At 48.2% G+C, this 11,625-nt stretch carries 9 protein-coding genes; 7 read left to right on the plus strand and 2 right to left on the minus strand.

All coding sequences use genetic code 11. The annotated features are described in order from the left end of the window. The 6 genes from tuf to BFC18_RS14015 all read left to right on the plus strand — a co-directional run. Positions 1 to 939: elongation factor Tu (gene tuf / locus BFC18_RS13990; RefSeq protein WP_070126189.1), on the plus strand; the 939-nt coding region annotated here is incomplete at its 5' end. Between the two features lie 183 nt (positions 940 to 1,122). Beyond that, positions 1,123 to 1,575, plus strand: a complete 453-nt coding sequence (locus BFC18_RS13995; RefSeq protein WP_083273103.1) for a hypothetical protein — start codon at positions 1,123 to 1,125, stop codon at positions 1,573 to 1,575. Next, positions 1,556 to 2,833, plus strand: a complete 1,278-nt coding sequence (locus BFC18_RS14000; protein WP_070126190.1) for a hypothetical protein — start codon at positions 1,556 to 1,558, stop codon at positions 2,831 to 2,833. Before BFC18_RS13995 ends, BFC18_RS14000 begins: the two co-directional genes overlap by 20 nt. A 24-nt stretch (positions 2,834 to 2,857) precedes the next feature. Further along, complete coding sequence (locus BFC18_RS14005) at positions 2,858 to 4,435, plus strand: GGDEF domain-containing protein (protein ID WP_070126191.1); 1,578 nt, start codon at positions 2,858 to 2,860, stop codon at positions 4,433 to 4,435. Between the two features lie 240 nt (positions 4,436 to 4,675). Further along, a complete protein-coding gene (locus tag BFC18_RS14010) occupies positions 4,676 to 6,352 on the plus strand; it encodes a carbon starvation CstA family protein (RefSeq protein WP_070126192.1) in 1,677 nt (558 codons plus the stop codon). Positions 6,353 to 6,523: 171 nt separating this feature from the next. Further along, positions 6,524 to 7,597, plus strand: a complete 1,074-nt coding sequence (locus tag BFC18_RS14015; protein ID WP_070126193.1) for a CNNM domain-containing protein — start codon at positions 6,524 to 6,526, stop codon at positions 7,595 to 7,597. Between the two features lie 43 nt (positions 7,598 to 7,640). Here BFC18_RS14015 and pdsS read toward each other — a convergent pair whose 3' ends face one another. Then, positions 7,641 to 9,818 carry a proteobacterial dedicated sortase system histidine kinase gene (gene pdsS / locus BFC18_RS14020; RefSeq protein WP_070126194.1) on the minus strand — a complete coding sequence of 726 codons (2,178 nt, stop codon included), beginning with the start codon at positions 9,816 to 9,818 and terminating at the stop codon, positions 7,641 to 7,643. Positions 9,819 to 9,824: 6 nt separating this feature from the next. Next, positions 9,825 to 10,514 (minus strand): proteobacterial dedicated sortase system response regulator, encoded by a 690-nt coding sequence (pdsR, locus tag BFC18_RS14025; RefSeq protein WP_070126288.1) that lies wholly within the window; start codon positions 10,512 to 10,514, stop codon positions 9,825 to 9,827. A 296-nt stretch (positions 10,515 to 10,810) separates the two neighbouring features. On the opposite strand from pdsR, the gene pdsO reads away from it, so the two are divergent. Further along, entirely contained in the window at positions 10,811 to 11,533 is a 723-nt protein-coding gene (gene pdsO, locus BFC18_RS14030; RefSeq protein ID WP_170826607.1) for a sortase-associated OmpA-like protein PdsO, read from the plus strand. The last annotated feature ends 92 nt before the right edge of the window (positions 11,534 to 11,625 follow it).

Raw genomic sequence — 11,625 nt, forward strand, 5'->3', positions numbered from 1 at the left:
CCAGGACACGCTGATTACGTTAAAAACATGATCACTGGTGCTGCTCAGATGGACGGCGGTATCCTGGTAGTTGCGGCGACTGATGGTCCTATGCCACAGACTCGTGAGCACATCCTGCTGGGTCGTCAGGTTGGTATCCCTTACATCATCGTATTCATGAACAAATGTGACATGGTTGATGATGAAGAGCTGCTGGAACTGGTTGAGATGGAAGTTCGTGAACTTCTGACTGAATACGAATTCCCAGGCGACGATCTGCCAGTAATCAAAGGTTCTGCTCTGAAAGCCCTTGAAGGCGACGCAGAGTGGGAAAAGAAAATCATCGAACTGGGTGAAGCACTGGATTCTTACATTCCAGAGCCAGAGCGTGCTATCGACAAGCCGTTCATCCTGCCAATCGAAGACGTATTCTCAATCTCAGGCCGTGGTACTGTTGTAACTGGTCGTGTTGAGCAAGGTATCGTTAAAGTTGGTGAAGAAGTAGAAATCGTTGGTATCAAAGATACGACTAAAACGACTTGTACCGGTGTTGAAATGTTCCGTAAGCTGCTTGACGAAGGTCGTGCAGGTGAGAACGTTGGTGTTCTGCTGCGTGGTACTAAGCGTGACGACGTTGAGCGTGGTCAAGTACTGGCTAAGCCTGGTTCAATCACTCCTCACACTAAGTTTGAAGCGGAAGTATACGTACTGTCTAAAGATGAAGGCGGTCGTCACACTCCATTCTTCAAAGGTTACCGTCCACAGTTCTACTTCCGTACAACTGACGTAACTGGTGCCGTTGAACTGCCAGAAGGCGTTGAAATGGTAATGCCAGGCGACAACCTGAAATTCGTAGTTGAGCTGATTGCTCCTATCGCGATGGAAGAAGGTCTGCGCTTCGCAATCCGTGAAGGTGGTCGTACTGTAGGTGCTGGTGTTGTAGCTAAAATCATCAAGTAATTGATGACTACAAACTAGTCCAAAAAAAGGTCGCGAAAGCGGCCTTTTTTGTTTTTGTTCCGCTGTAAAATCTAGCTTTGCCCCCGCTATATCTTTTCTCTTCGCTAAATTAGCGTACTTGCGCTTATCGTCTATAGTTAATTCATCGACTTAAATCCTAATTGCGAGCGCTTTTTTAACGAAATGGCAATTCGTCTGGCTAGCCTCAAACTGCTGTTTGTCTTTGTTGTACTGAGTACTTCGCCTTTTGCCGTGTGTGCAATAAGTGCAGATCAGCAAATAGTGGTGGTGGTGCCATCAACGAGCAAGGTAACAACGCTTTCTAAATCTGAAGTTATTGATTTGTTTATGGGGCGCTTTAGTGAAACCAATAAAGGGCAAGCCCTGGTACCACTAGACTATAAAGCTGAAAGCGAGCTAAAAGGCGATTTTTACCAAACCTTAGTTAATCGTTCGTTACGTCAGGTTAATTCCTACTGGTCTCGATTGCTGTTCTCGGGGCGTGCCAGAGCGCCCATTCAGGTTTCTTCTATCGATAATTTGGATGATCTTTTCAAAGATAATCAAAATTATGTCGCGTATGTTCCTATGAATGCTGTTTCGAAGGAGATGAAAATTGTTCTCGTACTCGAATAAATGGCTTCTGCTTTTCGTCTTACTGGTACTGTGTTGTGTCGAAACGCGCGCAGATGAAAACGATAACTGGCGCTTCAGCGGGTTTGCAACGGTGGGAGCAAGCTATAGCAGTAACGACGAACTTGCATTTCGTTCTTCTTATCTGAATAAGCCGAAAAAGCACTTTAATTTACTTACCGATACTTTGATTGGCTTTCAATTCAACTATCACTTTTCTAGTGACTTTGACATGGTCGTTCAGGCTATTGCGCAAGATCGGGGCGATCACGACATCACCAATTACTTCGAAATGGCATTTTTACGTTATCAGTTCGGTCGCAACTGGTCTATGAGAGCGGGGCGAATGAACTACAATGCTTACCTGCTTTCTGAGTATCGAAACGTGAGCTATGCGTATCCTTGGGTGCGTCCGCCGGTAGATTTTTATCTTCCCACTTCATCGGTGTCGTTTGTCGACGGAGCGGAAATTCAATATCGGCACAACAGTGAAAGCGGTATTTGGCAACATACTTTCGCTGCCGGAGAGTCTCAATCGAACCTGGTAACACTCGACAGCTTCACCACCATCCTTTACGACTATGTGCTTAACGCTACAACGTCTTTTGAGTCTTACGACTGGTCATTCAAGGTAACGGCGTCTTATTTTATGGGTCACAAAACGGAGATCCGCGGTGCCGACTTTGATGTTCTGTACAATGCACTACTGAATACTCCAGACTTTCTCTGGCCAGGTGTTGCTGGGGTTTACGATCATCTGCATATGGACGATGAGCCAATCTATTATCTGTCTATGGGTTATCAGTACAACGATGATGAATGGATGTTCATGACAGAACTGGTTGGAATGAATTCGGAGTGGACGTTGCTGTCTCCTTATCTTGCGGGTTATGTGAGCGTCGGCTATCGGTTTGGAGAGCTACTGCCCTATGTAACGGTTGCTGCAATAGAGCCACTGGAATCTCCCAAGCAGCTACCGACGCCTGCTTATGAGCGCGCGCCAGATTTGGCAACTGCAGAAAGCCTGGCACAGCTGTCTTTTATTACACAAAGCATTTCCGATGCTATTACGCAGAAACAGCAATCGCTGGGCGTGGGCGTACGATGGGACTTCACTGAAGAGTCAGCCCTGAAATTTCAGTATGATCACTACTGGATACATGTGCCTGGATACGCCTTGTGGGGCTCATCGGTGGGGCAGCAGATAACCGGCGATCAGAACAGCAACGTTATCAGTGTAACTTACAGTACCACTTTCTAAATGTAGCCGGACTGAACGGGTTTTATGTTTCTCAAACGACTCCATTTACGTGTTGCATCAATTATTGCTCTTATCGGCACCGTTATCGCTGTAGCAGGTGGCGCAATAGTCTATCAACAAAGTGAAGAGACGCTGTTGACGTCGACAGACAGATTGATTCAGCAGTTGGCCGATAGTACCCGCAAACCTGCTGCTATTTCGGTTTACGTTGAAGATGACATACTGGCTAAAGAGATTACCGAAGGGCTGATTAAAAATGACCTTATCCGTTCGGCTGTGGTAACCGGAAATACAGAAGATCTCGCCGTCAGTGGCACCATCCCATCCGATGAAACCGGCATTGAAATTCAACTGGCCCATCCGTTTATTGAAGAGCAAATCATAGGCAAGTTAACTATATATCCTGCCCGCTCTTTTATTCTGGAGAATGTAAGCAATCTATCCATGCAGAGCAGTTTATCGATGCTGCTCGTCGCACTTGCCATTACCGTGGCGGTAGCCGTAGTCACCAACGAAATGTTGTCCAGACCGCTTCTTAAAATGAGTCGGGAATTCGAATCTGTAGATCCGTCTGATCCAGAAAATCTGCAAAATATTAAGCAGGGCTCTCGCCGCGAGGACGAGTTAGGGAATCTCATCAAACGAATGAACGACATGATATCAGCCACGCGCCATTTCTATCAGGAAGAAAAGTTACTACGCAAAGAAACGGAAAAACTGGAGCGTCAATTTCGTTTGCTATTTGAAAGGGCAACCATTGGCATCGCCTTAATATCATTAAAGCGCGGCGTGTTGCAGGTCAATACTGCGTTTATCGGCATGCTGGGGAAAATTGATAGCATGCAGGATTTTTGTAAAACCTTTAATGAAGAACACACGGTAAATGAAATTGTAACAGCTATTCGTTCGCAAAATGGCACCAGCCATGACTCCGCCGACCTGTCTTATTATGTAGACGGGAAAATTCGCTGGGTACATTGCCTTTTCGCTGTCGTCAGTGAGCAGCGATTAAATCGAGCCAGTGAGGGGGATGTACTCATAGAAGTGGTGGTTAATGACATTACTGAGAGAATGAAACGTGAAGAGCAGGTCCGCTTCGCGGCAGAGCATGACCCGCTCACCGGCTTGCACAATCGCAGAGGGGGGGAAGCCTTCCTGCGCAACCTGATCACAGCTTCCAGTATTGATAAGCCCTTTGTACTCATGATGATTGATCTCGACAGGTTCAAGCCTATTAACGATGAGTTTGGTCATGAGGCTGGAGATAAAGTACTTGAAGCAGTGGGTAGACGTATTCCCAAATTCTTCTCTGATTACACCTGTGTGTGTAGCCGTTGGGGCGGCGATGAATTTGTTGTTGGCCTGATTGCCCCGCGAAGTTTTATCAGCGACATCGATATTCAATGCAAATTACTCATCGATATGATCAGTGTGCCAGTGCCCGTTGAAGGAGTAGGAAAGTGCGCGGTGTCAGCCACCGTGGGTGCAATTTTGCTAAGGAAAGAATCGGCCGACCTGAACACGTTACTGGTTAAAGCCGATGAGTTGATGTACGCGGTTAAACGGCGAAACCGGGGCGAACATCAAGTCGATACTTACTGAATTTTCCCTTCTGAATTCTGCTTTTAGAGCAACGTTATATTTATCAGGTTGAATGAACTGTTTTGTTAGATTAACGTAGGTAAAATTTAACGGCTTATAAACAATTCAGTATCTTTTATACGTGTCTGCAGCGGGTACAAAAATAATCGATGGCAGCGTGTATTTGTTAACTCGTTAAAGAAGTTTAGCGAAGCCGTAGTTAGCACAGAAAGGATGCGACTTTACCTTCAGGATATCGCTATGCAATCAATTATGATCGTCGTGTTGGGTATCATTGGCATGTTGTTGGGATGGTTCGTTTATTCCAAATTCATTGCCAGTAAAATATTCCGTCTGGACGAAAACTTCGTAACTCCCGCTCACGAATTGCGTGACGGCGTCGACTTTGTACCTACCAATAAAGTTGTTCTCTGGGGGCACCATTTTACCTCTGTAGCAGGTGCTGCGCCTATTGTTGGTCCAGCTATTGCCGTTTACTGGGGTTGGGTTCCCGCCGTACTTTGGGTGGTATTCGGCACCATGTTTTTTGCTGGTATCCACGATATGGGCGCGTTGTGGGCGAGTAGCCGCCACAAAGGTAAATCCATGGGCGCGCTGGCAGAAGACGTCATTGGTAAACGTTCCCGATCGTTGTTCATGGTGGTCGTATTCCTGGTGCTGCTAATGGTAAATGCGGTGTTTGGTGTGGTCATCGCCAAGTCTTTCATTTCGCAGCCTAACGCGGTATTCCCTGCCTGGATGGCGATTGTAGTTGCCCTGATTATCGGCCAACTTCTGAAGCGTAACTTCAGCCTAATTCCTATGTGTGTTGTGGGTATCATTGTGCTGTACGCCTCGGTGTTTGCGGGTAGTTACATTCCTATTGAGTTACCAGAAACACTGTTTGGTTTGTCTGCGAATGCGAACTGGATCATCATCCTGTTTATCTACGCCGCTATTGCTTCACTGCTACCGGTGTGGATGCTGCTGCAACCCCGTGACTTCATTAATGGTATGCAACTGCTGGTAGGTTTGTTCCTGCTGTACGGCGCGGTGTTCTTCTCGCTGCCAGACATTACAGCTCCGGCATTTAATACCCAGACTGCAGTAGATACACCCAGTATTATTCCGCTGCTGTTTGTAACCATTGCCTGCGGTGCGGTATCCGGCTTCCACGGTATTGTTTCTTCAGGTACCAGCTCTAAGCAGCTGAATAAAGAAACCGATGCGCGATTTGTGGGTTATTTAGGTGCGGTAGGCGAAGGCTGTCTGGCACTCATCACCATCGTTGCGGTAAGTGGTGTTGCACTGGCTGCATCGCCTGAAGAGTGGCACGAAGTGTATAGCCATTTAGGTGATGGTTCGGTGTCTGCGTTCATTACCGGTGGCGCAAACCTTATACAACAGGGTTGGGGATTACCGGTAGATTTCTCATCCACTATTCTGGCTACCATGGTAGTGCTGTTTGCCGGTACGACCATGGACTCGGGTGTGCGTTTACAGCGCTACATCATTCAGGAATGGGGCGAAATCTATAATATTAGCCTGCTGAAAGGTGGTTTCGTTGCTACCATGATTGCAGTAGGTACCTGTTTGCTCTTAGCCTTTGGTGCCGGTGGTTCATCAGGTAGCGGCGGCATGATCATCTGGCCTCTGTTTGGCTCAACTAACCAAATTCTGGCTTCTATGACGCTGCTGGTGATCTCAGTGATGCTAATCAAAATGGGCCGTCCGGCGAAGTACACGTTAATCCCAATGACTTTTGTTATCGTGATGGCGTTCCTGGCCGGTGTTATCAAACTGAAAGAATACTGGCTGGCAGAGAATTATCTGCTGGTAACACTCGACGCGGTTGTTCTGGTGGTGAGTGTTCTGGTTATGCTGGAATCCTGGTCGGTAATTTCTAAATTTAAGCGTGAAAGTAAGGCGTCTCAATAACGTTTATTGACTTCTCAACGCTTTAAACGCCACCTTCGGGTGGCGTTTTTGTTGGCGTTTATTTCACCGTAGAGTGAACAAACTGATCTCGGAATACGTTTTAGTAATCTGTACACTGGTTGCAATTAAACTCAATGTTGGCTGAATGGTCGGCACAAAATAACGAAAATCATGTTTCTACTCATCATCTATGTTGTTATCGCCCTCGGTTTTTCTTTTCTCTGCTCTATTGCAGAAGCCGTTATTCTGAGTATCTCATCGGCTTACATCTCTGTACTGGAAAAAGAAGGCTCTCCAACCGGTCAGCAACTGCGTAGCCTGACTGACGATATCAACAAACCCTTATCGGCCATTCTTACATTAAATACCATTGCGCATACCATGGGGGCTGCGGGCGCAGGTGCACAGGCTGCGGTGGTATTCGGCGATGCCTACCTGGGAATCATTAGTGCCATACTTACTCTGCTTATCCTGGTGTTCTCTGAAATTATCCCCAAAACGCTCGGTGCGACTTACTGGCGTGCGTTAGCTACGCCAACAGCATGGTTTTTGAAATACCTTACCTGGTTACTGACACCTTTTGTGTGGTTCTCTGAGCTAATCACAAAGGGATTTAAAGAAGAGAGTCCTTTACGGGGTTTAAGCCGCAATGAATTGCAGGCAATGGCGGACGTTTCCCGGCAGGAAGGCCAGCTTGCTGAGAAAGAGAACGTGTTTTTACAGAACATGCTGAACATGTACGATGTGAAGGTGAAAGATGCCATGACGCACCGCACATCTATGTTTTCACTCTCTGAAGATCTCACTGTGGAAGGGTTCTTCCATCAGCACGCCCATATGGAATTTTCCCGCATACCGATTTATGGCGAGAACGACAGTGAGCACATCACAGGTTTTGTTATGCGCTCCGATTTGCTGCTTGCTTACGCCAGAGGAAACACCTCAAAGCAACTGAAAGACTATCGTCGTGACATGATTACCGTACTGAGCAGCATGCCTATCGCAAATGTGGTGGATTTGTTTACGGCTAAAAGAGTGCATATCTTTCTGGTGGTAGATGAGTACGGTGGCCTGGAAGGGATTGTTACCCTGGAAGATACCATTGAACATCTGCTGGGCATTGAGATTGTCGATGAGAAAGACTCAACCGTCAGTATCCGGCGCTATGCGCAGAATGTGGCGCGCAAGCGAACGGCGATGTTTATGAAGAATGTACCCGACAACAAGATGTCTGACGGAGAATAGTCAGACATCTATGCTTAGCCGGTATCAAAAGTAAACGCTCAGATTAGCCCTGCAGCGGTAACTGCACAACAACGCATACACCGGTGTTATCTGGCAGGTTCGCCAGTTGAATGCGCCCTTTGTGGTAGCTGGCAATCATATTGGCGATAAACAGTCCGAGCCCAAGGTGAGGGTGGGTACTGGTTTTATGCCTTTCTTCATCGGGACGAACTGAGACCATCGATTGCAGTAATTGGTCGTTCATGTCTTTTGGCAGTGGCGGACCGGGGTTAGTAACCGAGAGCTTCATTTGTTTGTTATCCCGCCACAGATGCACGGTAATCGTGTCACTTACGTGGCTAAATTCCACCGCATTAGCGATGATCTTATCAAACATCTGCGCGAACAAATCCGCCGAGCCCCGCAACTTAGCTTCCTCCAGCGATATTTTTAGCTGGAATTGACGCTCGGTAAATATATGGGCGTAACCATCCACACAGCCAGAAACCACCGCGGCAGCATCGAAATATTCCGGCTCTTCCTGAGCGATGGCATGTTCAAGACGTGTAGCTTCACTCATGCTATTTAAAATGGTGCTCAATCGGGTAATACCGCTTTGCGCACGCTCTATGAGTACAGACTGCTGCGACGGGTCCTGCACTTGCCCAATGGTATCCAAAGAAGAGCGAACTACGGCGATGGGTGTCCGCAGTTCGTGAGACAACCGTGACGCCATATTTTCAAGATAAGAGTTGTATTGCTGTAGCCGGGAAAGCACGTCTGAGAATGAGCGGTGCAGATCATCAATTTCATCTACCCGGCGAACATCGGGCAGGCTACCAATGATTTTACCGTTGTCATCGATGACCGCTTCGGTATCGTCACGGAGTTTACGGATGCGGCTGGAAATGCGGTTAGCAAACAGAAATAAGCTTAGCGTGCCTAAAAGCATGACCGCCAGAATAACGTGAAAAAGCTGTTCCAGAGCTCGATTTCTCAAAGTACGAATGCCGTTAGTCGTCTGTTCAACCACCACCGCGCCCATGACATTTTCACCGATATAAATCGGATAAGCGGCTGATAAAATCACCGCTTTGCTGTCTGGCGACAATCGCCACAGGGAATCGGGGGCACCGCCAAGCGCAGAGGAAATATCCTGGCCAGCCAGTGCATAAGCGCCTTGAAGTTCATCGACGAAGTCTGCCGGTGGACGAGTGAGAATATGGTAATAAAGCGGAAACAGAATAGTATTTTCCAGCCAGCGTACCCAGTCGTAACCGCCTTCTTGCTGGTTACGTACTTTAAAGCCCGACGCTGAATGTATCGAACCCGCCCGGGCTAGCACGCGCTTGTGGTTGTCCACCACCCACACCCGGGAATCAGCATATTTCAAGCCAGACAAAATACGTTCAATTTCCGGTGATGGCGTTACCACCGTGCCCATGCCGTCGGCGTTGTTGGGGTTGGCGGTGCCCACAGCGTACTGTTTAATCCGCGTTTCCGGGTTGTCTACATCTACCAGCGCAAAGGCCAGTGCACCGGTGGTCATAGCAAGAGGAAAACGCAGCTCAATGCCATAGCCTTTATCAGTGAGTTGCCAACGACCCTGAATACGCAGTTCGTTGTCGGTGGCGCGGTAACCATTTGCGGTGTCGTCGAGTTTAAAGGCGTTTACCCAGCCTTCACCGTAGGGAGCAATAACAAAACGCTCCAGTTCTTCTTTATCATCGATAACGCTGATAAGCAGATGATCACTTTGATCGACGGCCAATGCGTTAGTCGAACGCCAGATAACAGCATCATCTTCCACATCGAACATGGCATACAGATACTTATCGTAGCGCCCCACCATGTGCCTGAAAGAAAGGGTTACAGGGGGAAAGTTCGTTACCTGACCAAACCAGGAAACCACTTGCTGCTCGCCATAAACCTGACTCAACCCCTGCACCGATTGCCAATCGCTGAACTTGCCATCTAACTGAATGGGAGAGGTAATTGGCGGCGCATAAAGGTCGGTACCGGGGCGCACATCTTTGAGGTACGCAGACTGACTGTCGAACAGTGCCGGGCGCTCATGCAGCGCGGTAGCCACTGCCCGGGCCGTGCCTATCATGGTTTGTTCCTGCCCAATACGCAGGTACTGCTCCAACTCCCAGACATAACGGTAACCCAGCCAGGGAATGGTGAATAAAAACAGTGACAGTACCAGTAACTGCAGACGGATGGTAAAACGAAAATTCACGTGTTATCAGCCCTGCCAGCGATAGCCCATACCGTAAACAGTATCGATATGGTCAAAAGTGTCATCCAATTGCACAAACTTCTTACGCATGCGCTTGATGTGAGAGGTGATAGTGGTGTCGTCCACGACCATGCGGGATTCATCCATGAGTTGCTGGCGACTTTTCACATGGCCAGGGTGCTTAATGAGCGCGTGTAACATCCAGAATTCTGTTACCGTGAGGGCAACGGGCTGGGATTTCCAGCTCACGGTCATCCGGCTGACATCTACCAGCAGGTGTCCCAATTGAATTTGTTCACTCTGTTGCTTGGGCGACGACAATAAATCGGTGCGGCGAAACAACGCGGCAATCCGCGCCAATAGGTGCGCCATGCTGATATCTTTGGTGAGGTAATCGTCTGCACCCATGCGCAGGCCGCTAATGGTATCTACATCGTTATCACGGGCAGTAAAGAATATGATCGGCATGGTCTGAGATATCTGACGCAATTGCTGGCAAAGCATGAAGCCGCCTTCCATTTCATCTTTAAGACCAATATCAATGATCGCCAGGTCGGGCAGAGTATGCTCAAACGCCGCTGAAGCTGAAGGACGGTCTGCGTAGGCATTTACCTGATAACCCTGCGCCTGCAGTGCCGCGATATAGTTTTCGCGAATGGCTACATCATCTTCGATTAGGGCAATTGTTCTTGGCATGATAATACGTGTTCCTGAATACTGAGGCGCAGCAGTGAATTGCGCGATGGCAAGACTATACACCAAGCAAACTGAACAAATCCTGATTGAGACAAAAATTCCCCGTCTCGCCACTTTTTAGCCATATTTGCCCGAATTTACCAAGCTGCAGCGGCCTCAATGGGCTAATTGACGTTTTTCATCACAATGTTCCGCCACCTTTCCCCATTTCTCCTCTGGCAAGGTCACATTGTGATTGTGTAATGCATTCTATCAGCACAGACAACCTCAAAACTGTTAAGGAAATCATGATGAACATGGCTAAGAAAACACTTATCGCTGCCGCAACCGCACTTTGTCTTAACCCAGTGGCAATGGCGAAAGACTATGAGCAGGAGAAAAGCAAAAATGCGGCTATTGGACTGGGCACCGGTATGGTGGTTGGCGCGGTGATAGCTGGCCCTATCGGCGCCGGTGTAGCAGGCATTTTAGGCGCAATGATTGGTGAGAATAAAGCGGCCACGGAAGCACTCACTGACAGCAGGGAAGAACTAGCGGCCAGTCAGGCTGCACTCACTGCATCACAGAAAGAGCTGTTTGCGGTGCGGGATTCACTCAATGAACTTCAGCAGCAAGCGACAATAACGCATGTGGGCCTGACGTCTTTCCCCAACGAGCAGGTGATGGCTATGGAAAGCGCCATTCAGTTCAAAACCGGTTCTGAAAATATAGAAGCGCTTTACACCGAACAGCTGGATCTGATTGCCAAAGCCCTGCGCAGCCATAAAGGCCTGGCGGTGCGACTCACCGGCTACGCTGATTACCGCGGTGATAGCGACTTTAACCAACTGCTGTCAGAGCAGCGCGCAAACGCGGTAAAAACAGCACTCACCGAGCGTGGTGTAAGCAGCGAGCAGATTTCTCTGCTAGCGGTGGGCGAGGCGGGCAGTACCAGTAACTCGCCGGAAAGTACCTTCTTCGATCGCAAAGTGGTAATGCAAATTATGCCTGACGAGAACGGCATGACCGCGCAGCGATAAATCCCTTTCGTTGTTCCTACCAACCGCAACGTTTAGCGCCCGCAACGGGCGCTTTTTTCATGGTAGACTAACCGGCTGAAATATGAATTAAA

Source organism: Alteromonas confluentis, from assembly GCF_001757105.1.
Lineage (GTDB): Bacteria > Pseudomonadota > Gammaproteobacteria > Enterobacterales > Alteromonadaceae > Alteromonas > Alteromonas confluentis.